At 70.5% G+C, this 22,648-nt stretch carries 22 protein-coding genes; 6 read left to right on the top strand and 16 right to left on the bottom strand.

Annotated features, from left to right (window positions below; genetic code table 11):
• Positions 1-24: 24 nt before the first annotated feature.
• From ABEA87_RS38130 to ABEA87_RS38080, 11 genes are all read right to left on the bottom strand, one after another.
• On the bottom strand, positions 25-1,239 hold the full coding sequence (locus ABEA87_RS38130) for a Gfo/Idh/MocA family protein (protein WP_345638186.1): 1,215 nt from the start codon (positions 1,237-1,239) through the stop codon (positions 25-27).
• Positions 1,232-2,482 carry an aromatic ring-hydroxylating dioxygenase subunit alpha gene (locus tag ABEA87_RS38125; RefSeq protein ID WP_345638184.1) on the bottom strand — a complete coding sequence of 417 codons (1,251 nt, stop codon included), beginning with the start codon at positions 2,480-2,482 and terminating at the stop codon, positions 1,232-1,234. Before ABEA87_RS38125 ends, ABEA87_RS38130 begins: the two co-directional genes overlap by 8 nt.
• 76 nt (positions 2,483-2,558) lie before the next feature.
• Positions 2,559-3,338, bottom strand: a complete 780-nt coding sequence (locus ABEA87_RS38120; protein WP_345638182.1) for a class II aldolase/adducin family protein — start codon at positions 3,336-3,338, stop codon at positions 2,559-2,561.
• Complete coding sequence (locus ABEA87_RS38115) at positions 3,335-4,381, bottom strand: ABC transporter substrate-binding protein (RefSeq protein ID WP_345638180.1); 1,047 nt, start codon at positions 4,379-4,381, stop codon at positions 3,335-3,337. Before ABEA87_RS38115 ends, ABEA87_RS38120 begins: the two co-directional genes overlap by 4 nt.
• 55 nt (positions 4,382-4,436) lie before the next feature.
• Positions 4,437-5,282 (bottom strand): ABC transporter permease, encoded by an 846-nt coding sequence (locus ABEA87_RS38110; protein ID WP_345638179.1) that lies wholly within the window; start codon positions 5,280-5,282, stop codon positions 4,437-4,439.
• On the bottom strand, positions 5,279-6,127 hold the full coding sequence (locus ABEA87_RS38105) for an ABC transporter ATP-binding protein (RefSeq protein WP_345638177.1): 849 nt from the start codon (positions 6,125-6,127) through the stop codon (positions 5,279-5,281). Before ABEA87_RS38105 ends, ABEA87_RS38110 begins: the two co-directional genes overlap by 4 nt.
• A 1-nt stretch (position 6,128) precedes the next feature.
• Positions 6,129-6,464 carry a hypothetical protein gene (locus ABEA87_RS38100; RefSeq protein ID WP_345638175.1) on the bottom strand — a complete coding sequence of 112 codons (336 nt, stop codon included), beginning with the start codon at positions 6,462-6,464 and terminating at the stop codon, positions 6,129-6,131.
• Entirely contained in the window at positions 6,448-7,761 is a 1,314-nt protein-coding gene (locus tag ABEA87_RS38095) for a Rieske 2Fe-2S domain-containing protein (protein ID WP_345638173.1), read from the bottom strand. Before ABEA87_RS38095 ends, ABEA87_RS38100 begins: the two co-directional genes overlap by 17 nt.
• Positions 7,762-7,815: 54 nt before the next feature.
• Positions 7,816-8,763, bottom strand: a complete 948-nt coding sequence (locus ABEA87_RS38090; protein WP_345638171.1) for an ABC transporter substrate-binding protein — start codon at positions 8,761-8,763, stop codon at positions 7,816-7,818.
• Between the two features lie 301 nt (positions 8,764-9,064).
• Positions 9,065-9,904 (bottom strand): amidohydrolase family protein, encoded by an 840-nt coding sequence (locus ABEA87_RS38085; RefSeq protein WP_345638168.1) that lies wholly within the window; start codon positions 9,902-9,904, stop codon positions 9,065-9,067.
• Positions 9,905-10,052: 148 nt separating this feature from the next.
• On the bottom strand, positions 10,053-11,060 hold the full coding sequence (locus ABEA87_RS38080) for an aldo/keto reductase (protein ID WP_345638167.1): 1,008 nt from the start codon (positions 11,058-11,060) through the stop codon (positions 10,053-10,055).
• A gap of 362 nt (positions 11,061-11,422) precedes the next feature.
• Here ABEA87_RS38080 and ABEA87_RS38075 point away from each other — a divergent pair, with 362 nt between their 5' ends.
• The 3 genes from ABEA87_RS38075 (at position 11,423) to ABEA87_RS38065 (ending at position 13,833) form a co-directional block, all read left to right on the top strand.
• Positions 11,423-12,235, top strand: coding sequence for a DeoR/GlpR family DNA-binding transcription regulator (locus tag ABEA87_RS38075; RefSeq protein ID WP_345638165.1), 813 nt, complete (start codon positions 11,423-11,425; stop codon positions 12,233-12,235).
• A 248-nt stretch (positions 12,236-12,483) separates the two neighbouring features.
• A complete protein-coding gene (locus tag ABEA87_RS38070) occupies positions 12,484-13,539 on the top strand; it encodes an isocitrate/isopropylmalate dehydrogenase family protein (RefSeq protein WP_345638163.1) in 1,056 nt (351 codons plus the stop codon).
• A gap of 99 nt (positions 13,540-13,638) precedes the next feature.
• Positions 13,639-13,833, top strand: coding sequence for a hypothetical protein (locus ABEA87_RS38065; RefSeq protein WP_345638162.1), 195 nt, complete (start codon positions 13,639-13,641; stop codon positions 13,831-13,833).
• Positions 13,834-13,873: 40 nt separating this feature from the next.
• On the opposite strand, the gene ABEA87_RS38060 is transcribed toward ABEA87_RS38065, so the two are convergent.
• The gene (locus ABEA87_RS38060; protein WP_345638160.1) at positions 13,874-15,247 is read right to left on the bottom strand and encodes a hypothetical protein; all 1,374 of its coding nucleotides are present in this window, start codon (positions 15,245-15,247) and stop codon (positions 13,874-13,876) included.
• Between the two features lie 227 nt (positions 15,248-15,474).
• Here ABEA87_RS38060 and ABEA87_RS38055 point away from each other — a divergent pair, with 227 nt between their 5' ends.
• Positions 15,475-16,389, top strand: a complete 915-nt coding sequence (locus tag ABEA87_RS38055; protein WP_345638158.1) for a hypothetical protein — start codon at positions 15,475-15,477, stop codon at positions 16,387-16,389.
• A 422-nt stretch (positions 16,390-16,811) separates the two neighbouring features.
• Complete coding sequence (locus ABEA87_RS38050) at positions 16,812-17,693, top strand: DUF6492 family protein (protein ID WP_345638156.1); 882 nt, start codon at positions 16,812-16,814, stop codon at positions 17,691-17,693.
• A gap of 36 nt (positions 17,694-17,729) precedes the next feature.
• On the opposite strand, the gene ABEA87_RS38045 is transcribed toward ABEA87_RS38050, so the two are convergent.
• The 4 genes from ABEA87_RS38045 to ABEA87_RS38030 all read right to left on the bottom strand — a co-directional run bounded on the left by ABEA87_RS38045 (position 17,730) and on the right by ABEA87_RS38030 (position 21,374).
• A complete protein-coding gene (locus ABEA87_RS38045) occupies positions 17,730-18,854 on the bottom strand; it encodes a carboxylate-amine ligase (protein WP_345638154.1) in 1,125 nt (374 codons plus the stop codon).
• A 90-nt stretch (positions 18,855-18,944) separates the two neighbouring features.
• Entirely contained in the window at positions 18,945-19,529 is a 585-nt protein-coding gene (locus ABEA87_RS38040) for a CGNR zinc finger domain-containing protein (RefSeq protein ID WP_345638153.1), read from the bottom strand.
• A 190-nt stretch (positions 19,530-19,719) separates the two neighbouring features.
• Complete coding sequence (locus tag ABEA87_RS38035; RefSeq protein WP_345638151.1) at positions 19,720-20,610, bottom strand: serine hydrolase domain-containing protein; 891 nt, start codon at positions 20,608-20,610, stop codon at positions 19,720-19,722.
• Positions 20,610-21,374, bottom strand: coding sequence for a Clp protease N-terminal domain-containing protein (locus ABEA87_RS38030; protein ID WP_345638149.1), 765 nt, complete (start codon positions 21,372-21,374; stop codon positions 20,610-20,612). The genes ABEA87_RS38035 and ABEA87_RS38030 overlap by 1 nt, the downstream gene beginning before the upstream one ends.
• A 163-nt stretch (positions 21,375-21,537) precedes the next feature.
• Between ABEA87_RS38030 and ABEA87_RS38025 the strand changes: the two genes are divergently transcribed.
• Positions 21,538-22,554 (top strand): SLAC1 family transporter, encoded by a 1,017-nt coding sequence (locus ABEA87_RS38025; RefSeq protein WP_345638147.1) that lies wholly within the window; start codon positions 21,538-21,540, stop codon positions 22,552-22,554.
• The last annotated feature ends 94 nt before the right edge of the window (positions 22,555-22,648 follow it).

The raw sequence follows: 22,648 nt of genomic DNA, 5'->3' as shown, positions 1-22,648 counted from the left end.
CTCGGGGGCGAAGCCGGCGGCGGGTCAGGCCGACGTGATCGGGATCTGTTCGCCGGTCCGGCTGGACTCGCGGATGGCGAGCAGGACCTCCAGGGTGGCTCTGGCCCACCGGCCGTCGTGGGACGGCAGCGGTGCGTCCCGCCGCCAGGCCTCGTAGAGGATGTCGAGCTCCGCCTCGCGCTCCAGTGAGGCGCGCGGCACCGGGATCTCGTGCGCCCCGGTGTCGTCGTAGCGCACCAGCCCGTTGGGGCTCTGCCGCAGGTCGCCCCCGGTGCCGCTGACAATGGTCAGTCCGTAGAACGGATGCCGGCGCCGGGCCGGGTCGGGCGGCGGGCCCGAGCGCAGCCACTGGCCCGCGCGCTCGCCGCCCAACCGCATCGAATCCTTGTACGCCGCCTCCTGCTCCGCGGAGGCGAACGCGCCGATCGTACGGCGGGACGTCGCGTGCGTGTCGGCCGGCCGGGGATCGCCGTTCTCGCCGATCCCGAACGTCAGCTCGCTGCTGTCGAAGTAGCCGTACCCGCTGAACACGATGGTCGCCACCGCCCCGCCGTCGAACGACAGCAGGGCCATGAACCCGCCCTCGGTCGGATGTCGGGGATCGACCGAGCTGGTGACCGCCCGCACCGACCGCACCGGCCGGCCGGCGAGCAGCCGGATGATGTCGACCGAGTGCGGCCCCTGGCGGAACACGGTGCCGCCGCCCTTGGTCGCGTCCAGTTCGTCCGGCAGCCGGCCCCGGTAGAGCCAGTCGGTGTAGTACAGGTTCTGCAGCATGTACACGGAGCCGATGGCACCGGACTCGATCAGCTCCGCCATCTTGAGGATGGGCGCGTCGAAGCTGTGCGTGTGGCCGGCGAGCAGCCGGACCCCGGCGCGCCGCGCGGCGTCGATCATCTGGTCGCACTGCGCGAGAGTCAGCGCCATCGGCTTCTCTACGATGATTTCCTTGTGGTGCGCGGCGACGGTGGTCACGTGCTCGCAGTGGAAGGCGTTGGGGCTGGCCACGTAGACCGCGTCCACGTCCGGCGCCGCCGCTAGCCGCTCCACCGTCTCGTACGCGGGACGGTGATACCTGTTCGCGAACTGCTCGCGCGCGGCGGGGCGCACGTCGCAGCCGGCCACGAGTTCGAGGTGCGGGTGGTCGGCGATCTCGGGAATGATCTGGGTGCTGGCCGTACCGAGACCGACGATGCCCACCCGCATCACGCGTTCCCGCCGGCCGAGCCGATCAGGCATGCGCGGCCGCCTGCCGCAGGTACAGGTCGACGATCTGGTCGAGGATGGGGCTGTACCGCATGCCCGGGCCGCGCTCGATGTCCTCGCGGATGCCTTCCGCGCCCCGGTAGTAGAGCTCCTCCTCCTGCGGCAGCTCGACGATCCCCGACGGCGGCGGCTCGCGGATGACTCCGATCGGGTCCTTGCCCTCCGCCACCTTCGCCATCTCGGACACCAGCAGTTGCCGGTACATCACCACGCCACGGTCCGAGGCGCCCAGATGCTCGGTGGTGCGGTCGGCCACGCGGCCCTGGGTCAGCCAGGCCATCATGTCCTGCCCCTCCACCGTGTCGAGGATGAGCTCACCATTTTCGTCCTGGTAAGGCACCTCGAAGATCGGTACCGAATCCTGTGGCGGGATGTCCACCCCGGACGGGCGGAAGCAGCTGTACCACCAGATCAGCGTGTTCTCGTCGTCCACCGGCACCCGCACCTGGAAGCCGTGGGTGCCGTTGCGGCCCACCCGCAGGATGTTCGGGAACACGATGGGATGCCCCACCCGCCAGGCCTCGTCGTCCTCGGTGGTGCCCTCGACCACGCGGCGCTTGATGATGCCCCACTCGAACTGGTCGAAGCCGATGCGCAGGTGCTTGCGGACGATCTGCGAGGTCGGCGGCTTGCCCTGCTGCTCGTAGACGTAGTTGCCGTAGTGCCCGTGCAGCCACTCGAAGTGCACCGGGTCGAGCGAATTCTCCATGGGCTGCAGCCAGTTGACCGGCAGCACGGTGTAGCCGGCCTGGCGGATGGCGCCGGGCCAGGTGTAGACGTCGAACGGCGGCAGCACCGGGGCCGGGGCCGGGCCGAGGTAGGCGAACAGCAGCCCGCCCAGTTCCCGGACCGGGTACGCGTTGATGCGGACCCGGTCGCGGAACCTGCTGTGGTCGGACTCGGCCGGCTGCTCCAGGCACGCGCCCTCGGGTGAGTACAGCCACCCGTGGTAGGAGCAGCGCAGCCCGTCCGGTCCGGGAATGCCGTAGAACAGCGAGCATCCCCGGTGCTCACAGCGCTCGGCGATCAGCCCGTAGGTGTGCTCGCCGCCGCGGAACAGCACCAGGTCCTCGCCGAGCAGCCGCACGCGCTTGGTCCGCGCCTGCCGTAGCTGCTCGACCCCGGCGACCGGATGCCAGTAGCGCCGGAGCAGGTCGCCCATGGGCGTGCCCGCCCCGACTTCGGTCAGTCGCTTGTTGAGGTGCGCACTGAGCATCGAAAACCTCCCTGGTGGTCGGACTCGCACCCGTCGTCGCGGGCGCGGGAACTCTCCCCGCGCCCTCCCGCGCCGGCTACGGCCAACCCTTCTCGACCGGCACCATCCGGCCGGCGTCCCGCTCCGCGAGCAGTCGGCGGTAGTACCGCCAGCTCCAGTCGGCCCAGCCGTCGTGGACGGCCGCGGCCGTGTCGCCCTGGCTGCTGCTCCCCGAGGAGTCGCCGATCTCCTCCGCGGACAGGTGGATGATCTCCCGGCCGCTGTTGGCCAGCCGCCAGGTCATGCGTGCCGCGCTCTCGTAGGCGATGGCCCGGATCGTGGCCTCCCGCACGGTGGCCCCGGTCGCCACGATGCCGTGCCCGCGCATCAGGCAGACGTGCTTGTCTCCCAGCGCCGCCACCAGGCCCTCCGCCCGCTCCGGGCGATCGATCATCGCGGCGCTGGGGTAGGTCGGGACCCCTTCCAGGATCACCCGGATCGGCGCGTAGTCGTACACCCGCATTGGCAACACCTCCACGCCGGCCAGGCCACACATCAGCGCCCCCGGCGGATGCGCGTGGACCACCGCGCCGATGTCCGGCCGCGCCTCGTAGATCGCCGCGTGGATCGGCCATTCGATCGGAATGGTCGGACCATTTTGGTCGCCGTAGACCCTACCCTCCTTGAAGGCAAGCGAGGCCACCTGCGAGGACCGGGTGAACAACAGCCCCTCCTCATCGGGCGTGCGGCACCTCAGCAGCACCTCGTCGTCGGAGGGGCGGGCACTGACGTGTCCGACCACGTCGTTGAGCACCCCGAACAGGGCGAGGATGCGACAGGCATCGCGCACGTCGTCACGGACCTGCTCGTCGCTCATTTCACCACTCCCAACAGTTGGTCGCCGGTCGCCTTGACCTTCTTGCCGGACGCGCGGCTGACGAAGTCGACCGTGCGCTGCAACTGCTCGGCGGTCAGGGTCGGTTCGGCGGGGGTGACGTTGGCGATCTCCGCCCAGGCGGTGTCGAACACCTGCTTGTCGACCTTGGCGAAGTAGCCCGTGCGTACCGTCTCGGCCGCCTGGTCGGAGTTCGCTTTCAGGTACGCCTCGGCCTGACCGATCGCCTTCACGAATCGCGACGTGACGCTGGCGTGCGACGTGACGTACGAGGCCGATGCGAGCACGGTCTCCGTCGGCGCCTCGTGCAGGTCCGGCAGGTCACCCGCCGGGCAGCTCACCAGTATCTGCGCGCCGGCCTGCTCGATCGCCTCGGTCGTGACGGGCAGGCCGATGGTCATGGCGTCGATCTGGCCGGTCTTCATGGCGGTGATCGCCGCGCTGCTGGCCACCGCCTCCATGTTCAGCTCCGACGGGTCGACGCCGCCGGCCCTGGCCAGGTCGGACAGCACGTAGTACGGCTCGCCGCTGGTCGAGATGACACCGACCTTGAGGTGTTTGAGCGCCTGACCCTTCTGGGCGAGCGTGGAGTTCGCGTTCAGTCCCAGCTGTGCCGCCTTTTTTTTGGAGACGACCACGTCCAGCCCCTCGCCGGTGTTGACCGCCGCGATGCTCACGATCTTTTGTCCCTGCTGGACGGCGTCGAGTTGATGGAACACCGAGCTGAAGCCGAACTGCGCCGAGCCGGACTGCAGCGCGGGCACCGTCGCACCGCCGCCGCTGACCGTGGTGATGGAGACGGTCAGCTTCTGGTCCTTGAAGAACCCCTGTTTCACGGCGATATACAGCGGCGCGTACGAGATGGACGCGGTCGACACCACCACCTTGACGCTGGCCGGCCCGCCATCGTTGCCTGACCCGGACTCATCGTTCGAGCCACCGCAGCCGGCCACCAGCAGCACGGTGGCCGCCGCGACCGCGCAGGCGCCCGTGCGTCTCGCCGGGATACGTTTCAATGCGTTCACTGGGCACGTCCTCACTTGCCAAAGAGTCGGAATGCAAGGCGAACCACGATTCGGCTCAGCTCAGGGCCGTGACGCCCTTGATCTGCAGGGCCCATCGCCGGGTGTACCGGCCGTAGACATAGGTCAGTGCCACGTCGAACACGACCGCTATCACCATGACGGCGAACAGGCCGGCGAACAGGCCGACCGTGTCGAAGGTGTTGGCCGCGTTCAGGATGACGTAGCCGATCCCCGAGTTGGAGGCGATCAGCTCGCCGACGATCGCGCCGACCAGCGCCAACGGGAAGGAGACCCGGATGCCCACGAAGATCCAGCCCAAGGCGGACGGGACGATCAGCTTCAGCACCATCTGCAGCCGGGAGGCGCGCAGCAGGCGCATGGCCTGGATCAGCTTGGCGTCGACCTCCTTGACGCCCTGCCAGGTGTTGTAGAAGACGACGAAGAACACGAAGATGCCGACCATCGCGATCTTCATCGACAGCCCGATGCCGAACCACAGGATGAACAGCGGTCCCAGCGCCACCTTGGGCAGCGCGTACAGGGCGTTGATGTACGGCGACAACAGTCCGGACCACCATCGGCTCATCCCGAGCGCGATGCCGGCGAGCGCACCGGCGACGACTCCGAGCACGAAGCCGGAGATCGTCTCCTCCAGGGTCGTGTAGCAGTTGTGCAGCAGGTATCCGTTGGCCAACCACGAGCCGACCCGCGCCGCGATGGACACCGGCGCCGGCAGGTACACCGGGCTGATGGCCCAGGTCGACACGGCCTGCCACAGGGCGAGCACGATGGCCAGTGGTACGACCCGCAGCAGCACGAACCTCGCCACGGCCGTACCGGGCCGGGCGGCGTCGCGTCCGGCCGCCGGCACCTGCTGGACTTCTTCGACAGTTGCGGTCATGGCGTCGCTCCCGAGGCCGCGGACCTGTGTACGAGCTCCGGGGCGACCAGGGACCAGAGGGTCCGCACGTGCCGCTGGAACTCGGGTGACTCGGTCAGGGACAGCAGGTCCGACCGGTCGCCCAGGTCGTCGATGTTCTCTACGTGGATGACGTGTCCCGGGCCCGGCGAGAAGACCACCACCCGATCGCCCAGCGCCACCGCCTCGGCCAGATCGTGGGTGACGAACAGGATGGTGTTGCCGGTCTGCCGGTGCACGCGCTCCAGCAGGTCGATCTGCATCCTGACCTTCAGCTGGGCGTCCAGCGCCCCGAACGGCTCGTCCATCAGCAGGGTGTCCACACCGGACAGCAGCGCCCGGGCGATCTGCACCCGCTTGCGCATGCCGCCGGACAGTTGGGCCGGGTAGGACGATTCGCGGCCGGCGAGCCCGAAGAGGGCCAGGATCTCCCTGGCCTGCCGGTGGCGCGCCGCCCGTGAGACCCGCCGCAGCTCCAACGGGAGGGCCACGTTGTCCATCACGGTGCGCCACGGAAAGAGGTCATCGCCCTGCGGCAGGTACGCCACGTCGTGGTTGATGGCCACGACGGGCGCACCGTTGTGCCGCACCGAGCCCGTCTCGGGCTCGATGGTGCCGGCGATGAGGTTGAGGACCGTCGACTTGCCACAGCCGCTCGGGCCGACCAGACTGGTGATCTCTCCTCGCGGCGCGTCGAGGGCCACGTCAACGAGGGCCTGGCTGGTCCGCCCGTGCACGGTGAACTGCTTGGACACGCCGTCGATGACCACCGCGCTGCCGGAGGGCCCCGCGCCGTCGTGCGACGGGCCTACGGTTGGGTCGTTCATGTCAGCCCCGATCGGACAGGAGTGCGGCCGCCTGCTCCAGCGCGTCGGCGGCGGCCTGGACCTGATCGGCAGCGGCGCTGTCGTGCGCGGTCTGCAGCAGCCGGTGGATCTCGGCCACGCGTGCCACCGCCGCCGGTGACGACGCGCGGCGGGCCCGGGCCCGCCGCAGGTCGATGTCGGCGATGCTCCAGAGGGTGTCAAGGTAGGTCTCCACCTCGATCTGCTCCTCGAAGCTGGTGGCCCGCAGCAGGCGCCGGCGCACCAGCACGACGTTGTCCGCGGTCAGCTCGCGCAGCTCCAACTCGCGCTCGCCGGTGTGCTCATTCACTGTCGACACTGGCCCACTCCTCGACCTCTTCGAGTTTGGCGGGCAGCGCGTCCGGGTTGTCCGCGCCCTGCCGCTCGCGCCAGAGGTCCTCCCACGGCGTCGAGGAGTCCGCCTCCACGGCCAGCGACCGCAGCCGGTACGACGACGCGTTGTCGCGCTGCGGGGGAAGGGTGCCCTGCTGGACCTGCCGCGCGGCGCGCAGCATCAACCGCCTGGTCGCCACGATGGCCCGGTCGGTCGTGCCCAGGTGCTCCTCGAACCGCCGGCAGACCGGGCCGTCCTGGTCCTCCTGCACGGCCAGATCCTGCACCCGTACGCCGGGGATACCGGTGAACGAGCGGGTCCGCTGCGCCTCGCGGTCGATCAGGTAGTCGTTGCCCAGGTTGCCCAGCGGAATGAAGGTGTCCGGGTCGACGGCGGCGTGCGAGACCCTGCCGCTATTGATCTCCTCCAGCTCGGCCTCGTTCAGCGGCCGGTCGCGCCGCCACGAGACGGTGTATCCCCACATGTTGTGATCGTCGAGCGGGACCGCCGCGGTGAACCGATCGGGCTCGTCCGCGGCCTGTTCGGTAGGGATGATCGTGTAACTGGGCATCATGAACGGGGTGATCCGGTAGTACCTGTTGCCCGAGTCGAGGTTCCGCTTGACCACGACCAGCAGGCCGTGCGGCGCCTCCGCGATGTAGAAGTCGGGGCGGCGCATGTCCTCGGGCGCGAGGATGCCGTTCTCGGGAAGCTGGAACTCCCGGTGCAGGAAATAGTTGTGGGACGAGTCCAGTTCGCCTTCCAGGTTCTGGAAGTAGTTGCACTGCTGCAGGCGTTTGGTGGCGTAGCTGTACCCCTCTGGCAGGAACGTCCAGTCGAAGGCGGGGAACGGCGGGACGTTGTCCGGGTCGCCCAGGTAGGCCCAGACGATCCCGCCCGCCTCATGTGTCGGGTACGCCACCGCGCGCAGCCGGTCCTTGTACGTCGAGTCCGCCGGCTCGGCCGGCATGTCCACACAGGTGCCGTCGACCGTGAACTTCCACCCGTGGTAGACGCAGCGCAGGCCGTTGTCCTCGTTGCGGCCCCAGAACAGGTTGGCGTGCCGGTGCGGGCACCGGGCCTCCAGCAGGCCGACCCGGCCCGAGGTGTCCCGGAAGGCGACCAGCTTTTCCCCGAGCAGGCCCACCCTCACCGGCGTCCCGTCGCGCTCCGGCACCTCTTTCGACAGCAGCGCGGGGATCCAGAAACTGCGGAAGACCGTTCCCATCGGGGTGCCGGGGCCGGTCTGGGTCAAGAGTGCGTTGTCTGCTTCGCTGAGCATCGCGAGGCACTCCAATCTCTTCGGTGAACAGGCCTGGCCCTGGCGGATCGCCGCCTATCCGGCGTCGCCGTCGACCGGCACGAAGAACTCTTCGACGGGCCGCGCTCCGGACAGCAGCCCCATGTGCTTCAGGTACCCGACGATGTCCTCGAGGGCGCGCCAGTTGGCGGTCAGCCCGTACGGAACCGGGTCACGCCCGACCAGGTCCTCGGTCTTCTCCACCCCGTAGTCGTGGCGGGGCCCGGTCGGGCTGTCGTCTCCGGCCAGCACGTCGACGCCGCCCGCGAAGTCATGCAGGAACGGCTCCTTGGCCGCGCGGAACGCCTCGTACAGCCGGCGCCCGCAGTCGGGGTAGCGCTCCAGCAGGGACTCCCGCACGACGATCGTGTGGTGGGGCGGGACGTAGCCCTTGGTCGCGAGCCAGTTCCGCTCGGCCTCTCGGACATCGGGAAACAACGGGCGGATGCCCGGCTCACCGCCGGCCCGGGGGTCGAAGATCGCGTCGACCTCACCAGCCCTCAGCAGTTGGGTCGGGCTGCCCTCGACGGCCCGCGCCGAGTCGGGCAGCTTCTGCTCGGCCAGGTGCTCGTCCCCGGTCACCTGCCAGGTGATCCCGTTCAGGCGGCCCAGGGATTCCAGCAGGATGCCGGTCGACCAGACCACGTCGGTGACCGTGAACGACTTGACCGCGATCCGCGCGCCCGCCAGGTCGGCGACCGACCGCACCGGCGAGTCCTCGCGGACGAACATGCCCACGTGGTCGTACCGTCGCGTCACGAACACCGGCAGCAGCCGCACGGGCAGGCCACGCTCGACGGCGCACAGCGCGGTCGAGATTCCGAATTCGGAAACGTCGTACCGCAGGGTCCTGGCCATCACGCGGAAGGCCGGGAAGATGCCGTTGACCAGGGGGTCGAACTCCAGGTCGAGGCCCTCCGGCCGCACCGCGCCGTCCACGAGGGGACGGGTGTGCGGGTAGCTTGTCAACGCAACCAGTGGCACCTCGACCTCCAGATTTGGTCTTCGCGTGCGCGGTTGTAAGCGGTGATCGCCGGTGGATTTCCGGTGCCGGTAGCCGCTACCAGGCACCCAAGGCTTTCGTAGTCTGTAATCTGTAACCTACGTCGCTGTAACGAGCAATCTACGACGGCCACGCCTCGGATCGCAAGAGTTGCCGGGCGCGATGACCGAGGTCCCGCCGCCGAGCAGGCATGATGGCGCGCCGACTCACCGTCCTGTGTGGACTGTCAGGGCACGGCTAGGCGCACGGCCGGTGGCCGCGTCGCAGTCGATTTTCTCGCCGTCAGATCGCGGCGAGGTCCACCCGCTGGTAGGCCGCCACGTCCGGCTCGATGCCGAGCAGCTTGAGCAGGTTCCCGCCGAGAATCCCGGCCACCGTCTGATCGTCCAGCGCCGCGTATCTGGCGATTTTGGAGATCTCGAAGCCGTAGGGCACCGAGGCACGGTCGGAGCCGAACAGCACGTGGTCCGCACCCAGCGCGCGGACCAGTCGCCCGATGGTCTTGGGGTTGTGCACGCCCGCGCAGTCCACGTAGTAGTTCGAGGTGGGCAGCAGCTTCGCGACCACCATCGTGTCCTCTTCGAGTTCACCGCCGGCGTGCGCGAGGATGAAGTTCACCGAGGGGAAAGACAGCGCCAGGTCGCCGATGAGCGTGGGAGTCGCGTTCCACGGTCCGCCGCTGTGGATGATGACGACCAGGCCGTGCCGCCCGGCTCTTTCCAGTATCGGGTGGATGAAGTCGACGCTGTTGACCGCCGTCGCGCCGAAGTCCTTGAACGGGTGCAGCTTGATCCCCCGCACGCCCCGGGCGGCGTACTGGTCGATCTGGTCGAGGCAGCGGTCGGCGAAGTACGGGTTGATGCGTGCGTACGGGACGATCCTGGTCGGGTACCGCCGCGCCGCCTCCAGCACGTACCCGTTGCCGGAGGTGTAGTCGGTGATGGGCTCGGCCCTGGGAAAGGCCACCGCCATGTCCACACCCGCCTGGTCCATGTCGCGGATCAGATCCTCCGCGTGGTACGCGTCGACGCCGACGTTGGATGTCTGGTATGGCCGGGCTCTGCCCAGATGGACATGGCCGTCGAAGACAAAATGCTCGGTTCCACTCGACGTGACAATCAAGGCCGGCCCGCCTTTCTCGTAGTCTGTAGGCTGCAGAATACGGCGGGCCCGGGACGGATGACAAGATCGAGGCTTGCCGACATCCCGCCCCGTCGGGCAGCACGGACGGAGGAGACCAGGCGATCCCCGGCCTGGTGGCGGGCGCGCGTCAGACGAACTTGCGGGGAATCCCCCACCACAGCTCATCGATGAGCCGAGCGGTCTCGGGGTCGAGGCTGCGGGCGGCGCCGTCGAGTTGCGCGGACAACTGCTCGGGTTTGCTGGCGCCCAGCAGGACGCTGCCCACCGCCGGCCGGCTCGCCACCCACGCGATGACCGTGGCCACCATCTCGGCCGTCCCGGTCGGGCACGCCTTGCGCAGCGCGTCCACGGCCGCGAAGTGCTCGGGCGACCAGTACCGCGACGTGTAGATCTCGCCCATGGAACGGCCGCTGGAGCCCACCTTGACGCTTCCGAAGCGGCCCGAGTTGGGCCCGTCCTCGTACCGGTAACGACCGGTCAGCAGCCCGCCGGCGAGCGCGTTGATGGTCAGCAGCCCGATGCCCTCGTCCAGACACAACGGGACCACCTCCCGCTCGACGTCGCGCATCACCGGGCTGTACTTGAGCTGTGCCGAGATCGGCCGGTGCAGTCCCCAGTGGTCGGCCAGCGCGCACGCCTTGGCGATCAGCCACGCCGGCCAGTTGCAGACGCCGTAGTAGTGCACCGCGCCCCGCTGGACCACCGAATCGAACGCCCGAACCGTCTCCAGCACCGGCGTACCGCGGTCGACCTGATGCGCCTGGAGCAGGTCGATGTGGTCGGTCTGCAGGCGGTCGAGGCTGTCGTCGACGGCCCGCAGGATGTGCCCGCGGCCGAGGCCGCCCGAGTTCAGGCTGCGGGTCATCGGGTAGTTCACCTTGGTGGCGATGACCACCTCGTCGCGCACGTCGCGCGAGGCCACCCACCGGCCCACTATCCGCTCCGCGGCGCCGAGCCGGTCCGGCAGCGACGGGTACGAGTCGGCGGTGTCGATGAGCCTGATGCCCGCGGCGAACGCCCGGTCGAGGATCTCGAAGGCGACCGCCTCATCGGTGCCGTCGCTGCCGAACGACGCGGTACCGATTCCGAGAGCCGTCACCCGTAGCCCCGAGGAGCCCAGCCTCCGTGTGCGCATCACGCGCCTCCCGCCCGGCTTGGTGTTTCCCGCAGAACGATCTCCGCGCTCGATCGTAGAAGGTATGACGGTTAGTCGTCTATCGCCGACGGTCGCCGGGCCGGCTCGCGCGATGTCCCCTCGCGGGCGAACGCGCCTGTGCGATAGTTATCAACCTCTTCGCGCCCCGTCCGGCAATCGAAGAACCCGGGCGGCGGGCACGCGCCCGGGGCGGGCCCATGGGCGGCCGCGCCCGGTGGGGAGATATCGTCGCGAACGGACCACGACGGCGAGAATCGCCTACGGCGAGCCGCTCTGGCCGGAGACTTACCTGGATCCTAGGGGCTCGGTGCGCCCGGGCTCGCGAAGGCGGGAAAAACGCAGTGGGGACTGAGGCGGCCGGACAGACTGCCGCGCACGCACGCCGCGCGCACCTGTTGGGCATGGTGGAGCGGCAGGGCTACTGTACGATCTCGGAGCTCTCGGCGGCGTTGGACGTGTCGGAGATGACCATCCGGCGCGACGTCCAGCGGCTGGCCGACGAGGGCACGCTGCGCAGCGTGCACGGCGGGGTCACCGTCCCGGCGTCCCAGTCGGTCGGCGGCCCGGACCTGCGCGCCCGGTCGGCCCGGATGCCCGCCGCCAAGCGGGCGATCGCACGCGCCGCGATGTCCCTGCTTCCGTCGCACGGGGCCGTCGCCCTCGATGCCGGCACCACCACGCTGGAGTTCGTCAAGGCGCTGCCGCCGGACATCGCGCTGCACGTCGTCACCGCCTCGCTGCTGGCCATCAACGCCCTGTTGGGCCGGCCCAACGTCGAGGTGACCAGCCTCGGCGGGACCCTGCGCCACCGCTCGCAGTCGTTCGCCGGCCCGGCCACCCTGGCCGCGCTCAGCGAACTGCGGGTACGCACGCTGTTCCTGGCCGCCACGGCGGTGTCGGCCGACGCCGTCTACTGCGGCAACCACTTCGACGCGCTGACCAAGCGGCATCTCGTCGAGGCCGCCGACGAGGTGGTGCTGCTCGCCGATTCGAGCAAGTTCGCCGCCTCGGCGATGGTACGGGCGTGCTCGCTGGACCAGGTGGACACCATCGTCACCGACGACGGGTTGAGCGAGTCGGCCCGCGACGCACTGGTGGCACATCACGTCAATGTGGTAATGGTCGATCCGTCCGGTGCGGACACCCAGTCCTGATATTCGACCGGGACACCCGCCGGGCCGCCGCCGCATAGGCTGACGTAATTCTCACACCTCGTGTTAGCAAATTGACATGCTTGGGGATCCCCCCTAACCTCATGATCACCTCGTCCGGCCCTACGACCACCACCCCGCAGCCGTCCACGCCGGGGCGCAACCGGTTCTCGTGCACAGCGCCGCGCCCGGCCGCGGGGAATTCGCGCATCGTTCGCCCGTCCTAGACGTATCTCGAAGGAGCGCCATTCATGTCCCGTGTCCACTCCATCGCCGCGATCGCCGGAGACGGGATCGGCCAGGAGGTCATGCCCCCGGCCGTCGCGGCCGTCGACGCCTGCGGCCGCCGCCACGGTTTCACCGTCGACTGGACGCACTACGACTGGGGTTCGCAGCGCTACCGGGAGACGGGCTACCTGATGCCCGAGGACGGCATCGAACAACTCAAACGCCACGATGCCATCCTCTTCGGCGCCGTCGGCGCGCCGGACATCCCGGACACGACCACCCTGTGGGGACTGCTGATGCCCATGCGGCGGCAGTTCAACCAGTACGTCAACCTGCGCCCGGTGCGGCACATCGCCGGCGTGCCGTCCCCGCTCGCCGACCCGGCCGGCATCGACATCGTGGTGATACGGGAGAACGTCGAGGGCGAGTACTCGGAGGTCGGCGGCCGGGGCGGCCCCGACGGCGACGGGTACGCGGTCCAGGCGTCCCGGTTCACCCGGGATGGCGTCACGAGGGTGGCCGCCTACGCCGCCGAGTTGGCCAGCAGGCGCTCCGGGACACTGACGTCGGCCACGAAGTCCAACGGCATCCTGCACACCATGCCGTTCTGGGACGAGCACGTGGCGCGGGTCGCGGCCGGCTACCCCGACCTGAAGCTCAGGTCGGTGCTCATCGACGCGTTGGCGGCGGCGCTGATCCTGCGGCCCCGCGACTTCGACGTCATCGTGGCATCCAACCTGTTCGGCGACATCCTCTCCGACCTCACCGCCGCGCTGGTCGGTTCGCTGGGCTTGGCGGCGAGCGCGAACCTCAACCCCGAACGCGCCTTCCCCTCCCTGTTCGAGCCCGTACACGGCTCCGCGCCGGACATCGCGGGCACCGGCGTGGCCAACCCCGCCGCGATGCTGTACGCGGCCGCGATGATGCTCGACCACCTGGGCGAGACCGACGCGGGTACCGCGCTGACCGAGGCGGTGGACGCGACGCTGCGCGACGGGCCGCGCTCGCGGGACCTGGGCGGCGCCGCGTCCACGGCGGAGGTGGCCGCGGCCGTCACCGACCGCCTGACCCGGGCGTAGCGGCACCGGCGGCGGCGCGGGCCCGCTCGGCGGGGCACCTCGCCGAATAGATTACCGCCGGCCCCGATCACACCGGGTCACGTTCGACGGGGGTACCTGATGGACTGGGGCACGATCTCGGAGTTGGCCACCGCCGCCGGCACGCTGGTACTCGCACCGGGTACGGGTGCGCGCCGGTCACGCGCGGGCGGCCAGCGCATGATCACCCGCTTCGTGCTCACCCCGATCGGCGACGACGACTGGCTCGCCGCCATGGCCCGCCACCGGCACCTGGACCGCGCCGAACCCCGATAACGGTCGAGGGCCGCCCCGCACGGGACGGCCCTCGACCTTGTCAAGCGACGGGCCAGCCGCGCGCGTTGCGCACCGCGACCACCGTCGCGCCCGGGTCGACCGCGGGGCCGTCCGCCTGGCGTGCGGGGTACGACTCGCCCGGCCCGACGAAGACGCCCTGAATGTCGATCAGGATGTCGACGTTGCCGGCGAAATTGTAGGCGTTGTACTGCCACGCCTCGTTCCCCCGCACGATCTGCGCCGTGTTGGCCACGGTCGATCCCTTGGCCGGGTCCAGGTTGCTGGTGGGCGGCTGCCCGTCGCCCACCTCCCAGATCGTCAGGTAGGTGTCGGCGGTCGGCGCGACGGCGGTGACGTTGGCCGCCAGCCCCCCGACGTTCGAGAACGAGCTCGGCGCCGTGAAGGTGCCGAGGTGCTTCGGGCCGAACGTCCCGGCCCCGCCGAGCCCGGTACGGGTGTCGGCGATGCGCACCGGGTCGATCGCCTCGAACCGCGCACCGTCGGCGGTCGCGTCTTCGTAGTAACCCACGAGGTCGACGAGGACATTGGTCTTGCTGCCCAGCGCGTTGTAGATGCCGATCTCCGGCTCCCCGGCGCACGACGGATCGATGGTGCAGGAGGACGTGGGCACGATGGCGGTGTTCGCCACGGTCTTGCCCGCGCTGAAGTTGAGCGTGGAGCTGGTTGTCGGCGGATCGCCCTGCCCGTCCCACGCGGTCAGGAAACCGCTTCCGGTCGGACCCACCGCCGTCACGGTCACCACCAGCGCCTGGACGTTCGGGTAGTAGGCGGGGTCGAAGAAGCCTGCCGCCAGTTCCAGCGAGGACCCACCGGACAGCGTCTTGCCGTCGTTGCGGGTGTCCTCCAGGCGCTGCTCGTGGTCGGCGAGATCCCGGTACTCCAGGCCGGCGCCCAGGGTGGCGGCGGGCGTGTTGTCCGCGGCGTAGAAGCCGACCACGTCGGCGATGATCTGCACGTTGCCGGCGTGGTTGTAGATGTCCACCTCGCCGTTCGGGCCGACGCTCACGGTCGCCTCGTTGGCCCCGGTCCAGCCGGCCGGGAAGTCGAGGTCGGAGACCGTGGGGCGGGCGTCGCCGTCCGGCCAGAGGGTGAGGTAGCTGGCGGCGGTCGGGCTGGTGACCGTCACATTGAGCACGACCGCCGACACGCCGCTGGACGGCACGCCGCCCCGGCCGTCGACCTGCAGCCGCACGACGCCGCCGGGGCCGACCGGCCCCTGCGCGCCGTTGCCGACCCGGGTGTCGAGCATCCGGTTGGTGGCCAGTGGGTAGTAGGCACCGGCGCTGTCGATGACGGCAGCGTGCGGCGCCGCCGCGATGGCGATGGCGGGTGGGATCGCCAGGGTGGCGGTGAGGGTCGCGATCGCGACGATAGCGACGCGTGACGCGCGCATGGGGCCCCCGATGGTGAGGAGTCGTCGATGGGACCGGATGAAGGTAGGTGATCAACCTCCGTGAGGCGATGGCGGGGCCACGCGGAACGTACTCATCGACAAAAGCCGGCGCGGGCGCCGTCGTCCGTCCCGGCCGCACCGTCCCCGCCGCACCGTCCCCGCCGCACCACCGCCCCTCGTGATCCCTCGATCGGGTACCTTTCGCGGGACGACGAGGAGGTCCGCCGGTGAACGCCGACCCGACCACGAACATGATGGTTTTCCTGCTGGCCCGCGGCGAGGGCGAGCACGCCATGGCGGCCGGCCCGACCCAGGCCGACGACTGCGCGCGGCGGGCCTGGGCGCAGGTGTCGCGGGAGTACCAGGCGCGGCCCGACGAGGTCTCCGAGATCTACAGCGAGTGGGAGGTCTCGGACGACGACAACCACTTCATCGCCGTGACCTTCCCGCGGGCGAGGCTGTCGCACAGCTTCTCGCGGCCCACCAACGGCGACTGGGCGTCGGCGTTCGCCAGTGCGGGGCAGGCGATCCAGCAGGCCCAGCAGCGGCAGGAGGCCCAGGACGCGGTCGGCCGGATGGAGCACGTTCGGGAGCACGGCGAGCTGCTGCCGGTGCTGTGGAGCGCGTCGGCGCCGAACACGCCGCTGATGCGCTCGACCATGCCGTACTGGGCGCTGGTCCAGGAGCGGCTGTTCTTCGCGTTGGCCACGGTCGGGCAGACCCCGAACGGCAACATCGGCATGAACCACCTGACCAACGAGGGTCACCGGCAGGCCGGCTCGCCGCCGCTGCCCGAACTGTTCGGGCAGGCGGCCGACGGGCTGCGGCGCGGGCTGCGGATCGACTCCCACGCCGCGGAGCAGGGCCAACTGCTGACCATGCGCCGGGCGGGCGGCATGGCCGCCTCGGCGGTGGCGCTGCCCGACTTCCATCAGCGGATGTCGCAGTTGCTGGGGGACGAGCGGATCGTCGTGGCGCTGCCCGGCCCGGACGAGCTGGCCGTCGCCGGGGCCGGGTCGGGCTGGCCGGAGACGCTGCGGCAGATGGTGCTCTCCTCGCCGTACCCGACCAACGAACTCGCCCCGTCGCTGCTGCTGATCGACCGCTCGGGCATCCAACTGCTGGCCGAGCGCGGCCAGTAGCGCGCTAGATCCAGGGGCACCCTAATGAGGACACCGCGGCCGGTAGGTGGCGCTGTCCCCCGCCGTTTGCCGTAGGGTCCCCGTCATGGCCGACGCCGCCATTCTTCCCGGCCGACTGTTCGGGCCGGCCGCGCCGCTGCCCTGGTTCGCCGGGGAGGTGGCCGCGTCCTCGTCCGTCTGATCGAGCCACCCGCCGGTCCCGGGCGCCCTCCTGGCGCTACGGATTGAAGCTGTCAAGTTACGGATAGCCGCTCCGGCCGAACTACCGATGCCGGGTCCGCGCGGGTGGGTGACTATCTACGGGACACCGATTCGCGCTGACCGCCTGCCCGATCCCGCCGACCGCACCTCCGGTCCATCGTGGACGGACGGCGTCCGCCCGCAGACCCGACGATCAGCCGATGAATGGGAGCCCGCCGTCCATGAGCGAACTGGCCGTGATCACGCCGAGCTTCCGGGGCGATGCGGAGATCTTCGCCGATCTGCACCGGTCGGTCCTTGAATTCACCCCGGACGACACCGTGCACCACGTCTTCGTTCCGGAGAGCGACAAGCCGCTGTTCTCGCGGTACGAGGGGCCACGCTGCCGGATCTTCACGAGCGCCGAGCTGATGCCGCGGCGCTACGTGCGCATCGGCAAGGGCGACTCCTACGTCAACGCGCGGCGGCCGTGGCCACCGGTACGCGGCTGGATCACTCAGCAGGCCATCAAGATCGCTGCCGCCGGGCGGCTGGACGCCGACGTGGTGCTCGTGGCCGACTCCGATGTGGTGCTGGTGCGGCCCGTGAACGCGCGGCGGTTCGAAAGCGGCGGGCAGCGGCTGCTGTACCGCGAGGACAACGGGGTCAACGCCGGCATGGAGCGCCACCTGATCTGGCATCGGGTGGCGCGTGAGCTGTTCGGGTTGCCCGCCGCGCCCCCTCCCCCGCTGCCCGACTACGTGTCGTCGTTCAACTTCTGGGAGCCGGCCGTGGTGCGCGCGATGCAGCAGCGGATCCAGGAGACGACCGGGCGGGACTGGCTCGACGCGTTCACCGCGCAGCTGCACATCTCGGAGTTCATGATGTACGGCATCTTCGTCGACGAGGTGCTGTCCGCCGGAGGCCCCCGGCCAGCGGCCGACAACGCGGTGTGCCACAACACCTGGCAGACCACCCCGATGGGCCACGACGAGGCGATCGCGTTCGCCGACCGCCTCGGCCCCGACGCGGTGGCCATGATGATCTCCGCCAAGTCGCACACGCCGCTGGACATCCGGCGGTCCGCGATCCAGCGCTGCGCGACGATCGTCAAGTCCGGCTGACCGGGCCCTCCTCCGCCCGAACCGGCGCGGAAGGCGTCAGCCCTCCTCGGTCTCCCGGATCACCTCGTTGACCATCTCGACGAAGGATCCGCCGCGGCGCAGTACCGCGCGCTGCCGCTGGGCCGAGGTGCCTCGCCGCAGCAGCGCACGGGTCAGCTCGTCGGCCGTGTCCCAGTCGCCGTGGTGCTCCAGTTCGGGGCGCAAATGGTCGAGCAGCGCGCGGACCGCCTGCCGGGCCGGGACGGCGGCGGCGCCCAGCGGGTCGACCAGTTCCCCGCTCAGCCCGGAACGGGCGGCTCGCCAGGTCGCCGCGCGCAGCATGACCGTGCGGACCTCCGGTAACGGCTTGCCGGTCGCCTCCTCGCGGGCCGCGGCGGAGACCAGCGCCCGGCCCAGCACGGCGAGCAGGATGACGTCGTCCAGCAGCGGGCAGGCGTCGGCGACGCGGATCTCCACGGTCGGGTACCGGGCGGATGGGCGGACGTCGAAGTAGATCATCCCGGGATCGCTGATCACGCCGCTGAGCATCAGCGCGGCCACCGTGTCGTCGTACTCCCGGGCACATGTCACCTCGGGTAGCGGCCCCACGGTGGGCCACCGGGAGATCGCCACCGTGCGGTACGACGCGTACCCGGTGTCCACCGCATGGAAGGTGGGCGAGCCGGCGGACAGCGCGAGCAGCACGTGCAGCCAGCCCTGTATCCGCCGGGCGACGCGCACCGCCAGGTCCCGGTCCGGCACGCCGACCTGCACCTGGCAGGCGCACACCTGCTGCTCCTCGACGAGTTGCCGGTACTCGTGCGCCAGCCACTCGTAGCGCGGCTTCGGGTACACCCCGGCCGCGGCGATACCGGACGCCGGCACGGTACCGCTGGCCACCGCCGCCAGACCCAGCCGGTGCGCCGCGGCGATCAGGTCCCGCCGCCGCTGCGCCAGGTCGCGGCGCAGCGCGTCGATGTCCCGGTGCACCCGGCTGGCCGTCTCGATCTGCGAACGGTGCAGTTCGGGCTCCACCTCGGCGGGTGCCCGCACGATGCGCGGCGCCGTCGGCGCGAGGGCGCCGGTTTTCGGATCGACGAGGTGGAACTCCTCCTCGACCCCGATCGTGGTGGCCACCTCGTCACCAGCGGCCGGATCAATCCGGCGATCAACGTCGGTCACTGCAGAATGGTAAGTCGCAGAAAATTCCGGGCATAGCGCCACGCCGGAAGGGGCGGCCGTCCGAGTCGCGACGGGCGTGAACCGCCCGCGTCAGGCGATCGGCCGGCTCTTGCGCTGCCGGTACGCGCGCATCGACGACCGGGAGCCGCAGTTGGGGCTGCAGTACACGGCCGAGCCGTTGCGGGTGCGGTCGAAGAACGCGAGGTGGCAGGTCAGATCCCGGCATGCCTTGATCCGCTGCCAGGCACCCGTCTGGGCGAGCTCGGTGAGCGCGGCGAGCAGCGAGCCGAAGACGCCCGGCACCCCGCCCTGGGCGGGCCGCAGCGCCACGCCGCCGGCACCCACCACGCTGACCAGCGGGTACCGCTCGGCCAGGTCGCCCAGGTGACGCTCGGCGTCACGCAGCCGCTCGGCGTCGGGGTCTAGGTCGCCCGAGTGGACCAGCAGCAAGCTCAGCAGCGCGTCGCGCAGTTCGCGCGCGGTGGCCGAATCGGCGTCGGTCACGTGCGCGGTCGGGTCGTTCAGGCCGCCGCGGTCCATCCACGCCCGCAGCCCGTCCGCGTCGCCCAGCCTCTCCCGGTACCCGGCGGTGTTGGCGCGCGTGTTGACGAAGCCGATGACCAGATCCGCGGTCGCCGGCTGGACCAGTGGGCTCGATTCGGTCCGGTTCGGCACGGCCACCTCCTACTGACTCGAGGGCCGCGCACTAACCGGATTGACGGGCAACCCGAGCCGGGCCATCGGGTTCCATGTTAGGTCTCATTCAAAGACGCTGCCAACAACGACCGGGCGGCGACCCGAGATCGGCCGGGCTCTCGGGGCCGGATCGGACAACCGGTCCAAAACCTCACCCGGTCCGCGCGTTTCAGGCCCAGTCACTGCGCAGGATGAGCTGGCCGATCCGGGCGAACTCGCTGTGGGTCACCCCTTGGATGGCGACGTCGGCGCCGGCGTTGTTGCGGGCGATCGCCAGTTCGTCTGGGACGGCGACCCGGTGCACCACGACGAGGTCCCGCTCGGGAACTCCGAGCAGGAACTGGCCGAAGTTGCCGATCGACATGAAGGCCTGGCCCTGGGAAAGCCGGGGCAGCCACCACTGATAGCCATAGTTCTTCGCGTACGGCGTCAGGCTCTGGGTCAGCCACTGCCGCGGGACCAGGCCACGTCCCCCCGCCAGCACGAGGAGCCCGATCCGGGCCAAGTCGCGGGCGGAGAGGAACAGGTGGTGGGCCAGGTGCCGCGAGATCTCCGGGCGGCCGAGCAGGCGTTGGCGGGCGGGGTCGAAGTCCTGGAACCCGAGCGGCCCGGCCAGATCCTCGGCGACCGCGTCGAACACCCGCCGGCCGGTCTGCCGCTCGTAGATCGTGCCGAGGGCGTTGGCGTCCCACGCGGTGTAGTGGAACTCGGTGCCGGGCTCGACCGTGCCCCGTTCGGGGAGTAGCGCTTCGAGGCCGGTCGGGCTCGCGGCCGGGTGGTAGACGCCGGAGCGACCGGTCAGCAGGTCATGGACGGTGGCTCGGCGCTCGCGCGGCAGCAGGCCCTGGACGTCGTCGATGCCGAGGTCTTCCAGGGTGCTCTGCAGGGTGATGACGCCGTCGGTGACCGGGCGTCCATAGAGGAGGGAGAGGATGCTTTTGCGGACCGAAGCCAGGTAGCTGACTTCGGTGGGGTCGCCGTACTCGTAGACGGTCTTGCCGTCCTTGATGACCATCAAGCAGGTCGTGGGGAGGGAGTCGAGGGCCTTGGACAGTTCCATCAGGCACTTCCCTGCAGATAGCGGTTGAGGTGGTCCTTGATCTGGCGGGCGGCGGCGGCGCGGGTGACACCGTGGGCCGCGAGGAGCTTGCCGGCCGAGCTGGCCGGGTTACGGAGCAGGCCGAGGAGGAGATGAGCGGCGGCCACCTCGTGCCCGGAGGCGTGGGCTTCGGCGGCCGCGGCGTCCAGGGCGCGGCGGGCGTCGTCGGTCAGCAGGGCGGACGTGTCCACTTCCGCTGCGCCGGCCGTGCTCGTCGCGCTGGCCGACGCAGCCGGCACGGTGCCGGTCATCGGGGTGAGGGCGGTGCGAAGTGCCCCGGGCGGGGCACCGAGGGCGGTGAGGGCCTTGACGGCGAGCCCGCCGGTGTCGTCGAGGATGGCCAGGAGCAGCTGCTCGGTGCCCAGGGCGTCCCGGCCGCGGGCGTACCGCGTGGCGGCATGAAGGCAGGCCATGGCCCGGGGCCCGAAGTCCGCCAGCGCGCCGGCGGCGGTGAGCTCGGCGAGCGTGAGCCGGGAGATGTACGGCGCATACCGCTGCTGCGCGGCCTGGCGGCTGATGCCCTTGCGGGCGCCGATGTCGGCCCAGGAGAAGCCCTCGGCCCGGGCCTGCTCCACGAAGTAGCCCACCAGCCGCTCGCCCAGCACCGACAGCTCCGCGGCCAGCCGCTCGGCATCGTCGAGCTGGGCCAACGGATCCCGAGGGCGATCGATGCCGCGGAGGATGACTTGACCGACGAGATCTCTGAGCTGCGGCACATCCGGCACACAAACAGAATAGTTGACGGCACGAAGGTGTCAACCATCTTCTTGACACCGTCGATCGGGGACGACCGCCACAAGGCGGTGGTTACCGTCGAACCTGTGACGGGCTCAACAAACCGCCCCTGATCACTTGGTGGTTGCGTTCTAACTGCTTACAGTCGCAACCATGAGCGCACCACGCATCCCTCTGAACTTCTTCGGCATGCCCTTCGGGATCGCCGGCCTGGCCGGCGTCTGGCTGACCGCCAGCGAGCAGGGCGATGTCACCCACTGGGTCGGCGAGGTCATGCTCGCCGTGGCCGCCGCCGTGTGGGCGGTCACGATCGGCTTCTACCTGGCGCACGCCGCCACCCACCGCGGGCGGCTGGCCGCCGACCTCGTCGATCCGGTCGCCGGGCCGTTCGCGTCACTGGCCCTGATCACCCCGATGCTGCTGGCCAGCGAGGGCGTGGCCCCGCACGCGGGCGGGGCCGGCACCGCGCTCGTGGACGTGTTCCTCGCGCTCACGGTCATCCACGGCGCCTGGTTCACCGGGCAGCTCATCTACCGCGACCTCGACTTCGACCGGCTGCACCCCGGCTACTTCCTGCCCACCGTCGCGGGCGGGTTGGTGGCGGCGGCCACCGCCGGGCAGGTCCACCAGGAGCGGCTGGGCATGGCGATGCTCGGCTACGGCCTGATCTGCTGGATCATCCTCGGCTCCCTGATCCTCGGCCGGCTGATCTTCCGCCCGGCGCTGCCGGCGGCGCTCCTCCCGACCATCGCGATCGAGGTGGCCCCCGCCGCGGTGGCCAGCCTGGCGTACTTCTCGCTGCGCGGCGGCCGGATCGACACCTTCGCGGCCGTCCTCGCCGGGTACGGGGTGCTGATGGCCCTCGCCCAACTGCGGCTGCTGCCGGCTTTCCTGCGGCTGCGGTTCGCCCCGAGCTTCTGGGCCTTCACCTTCGGCTGGGCGGCCGTGGCCAACGCGTCGCTGCACTGGATCGAGTGGGGCGCCCCGGCGGGCCACACCGCGTACACCTACCTGGTGCTGGCCGCGATCACCGCGCTGGTGGGCGGCATCGCCGCCCGTACCGCCCTCGCCCTGGTCCGCCGCCAACTGCTGCCGCCGGCGGCGGCGCCATCGACCGGGCCGACGGCGGCGCCGGCCACCCGGGTCCCCGAGCCGGTCGCGGCGGCGTGAGACAACCGGCCGGCCCCGCTCGACGGGCCGGCACGACGGAGCCGCGCCCCGATCCGATGCGAACATCGGATTGGGGCGCGGCCGGCGGTGGGGT

The sequence above is a fragment of the Rugosimonospora acidiphila genome (assembly GCF_039543385.1).
Lineage (GTDB): Bacteria > Actinomycetota > Actinomycetes > Mycobacteriales > Micromonosporaceae > Rugosimonospora > Rugosimonospora acidiphila.
The sequence above is the reverse complement of the archived record's forward strand: the minus strand, read 5'-3'. Positions and strand labels throughout refer to the sequence as shown.

What these genes read in the sequence shown, in the direction of transcription:
- ABEA87_RS38130 (WP_345638186.1), bottom strand. Translation starts at nt 1,239, where the DNA reads ATGCCTGATCGGCTCGGCCGGCGGGAACGCGTGATGCGGGTGGGCATC.
- ABEA87_RS38125 (WP_345638184.1), bottom strand. Translation starts at nt 2,482, where the DNA reads ATGCTCAGTGCGCACCTCAACAAGCGACTGACCGAAGTCGGGGCGGGC.
- ABEA87_RS38120 (WP_345638182.1), bottom strand. Translation starts at nt 3,338, where the DNA reads ATGAGCGACGAGCAGGTCCGTGACGACGTGCGCGATGCCTGTCGCATC.
- ABEA87_RS38110 (WP_345638179.1), bottom strand. Translation starts at nt 5,282, where the DNA reads ATGACCGCAACTGTCGAAGAAGTCCAGCAGGTGCCGGCGGCCGGACGC.
- ABEA87_RS38105 (WP_345638177.1), bottom strand. Translation starts at nt 6,127, where the DNA reads ATGAACGACCCAACCGTAGGCCCGTCGCACGACGGCGCGGGGCCCTCC.
- ABEA87_RS38095 (WP_345638173.1), bottom strand. Translation starts at nt 7,761, where the DNA reads ATGCTCAGCGAAGCAGACAACGCACTCTTGACCCAGACCGGCCCCGGC.
- ABEA87_RS38080 (WP_345638167.1), bottom strand. Translation starts at nt 11,060, where the DNA reads ATGCGCACACGGAGGCTGGGCTCCTCGGGGCTACGGGTGACGGCTCTC.
- ABEA87_RS38070 (WP_345638163.1), top strand. Translation starts at nt 12,484, where the DNA reads ATGTCCCGTGTCCACTCCATCGCCGCGATCGCCGGAGACGGGATCGGC.
- ABEA87_RS38065 (WP_345638162.1), top strand. Translation starts at nt 13,639, where the DNA reads ATGGACTGGGGCACGATCTCGGAGTTGGCCACCGCCGCCGGCACGCTG.
- ABEA87_RS38060 (WP_345638160.1), bottom strand. Translation starts at nt 15,247, where the DNA reads ATGCGCGCGTCACGCGTCGCTATCGTCGCGATCGCGACCCTCACCGCC.
- ABEA87_RS38050 (WP_345638156.1), top strand. Translation starts at nt 16,812, where the DNA reads ATGAGCGAACTGGCCGTGATCACGCCGAGCTTCCGGGGCGATGCGGAG.
- ABEA87_RS38035 (WP_345638151.1), bottom strand. Translation starts at nt 20,610, where the DNA reads ATGGAACTGTCCAAGGCCCTCGACTCCCTCCCCACGACCTGCTTGATG.
- ABEA87_RS38025 (WP_345638147.1), top strand. Translation starts at nt 21,538, where the DNA reads ATGAGCGCACCACGCATCCCTCTGAACTTCTTCGGCATGCCCTTCGGG.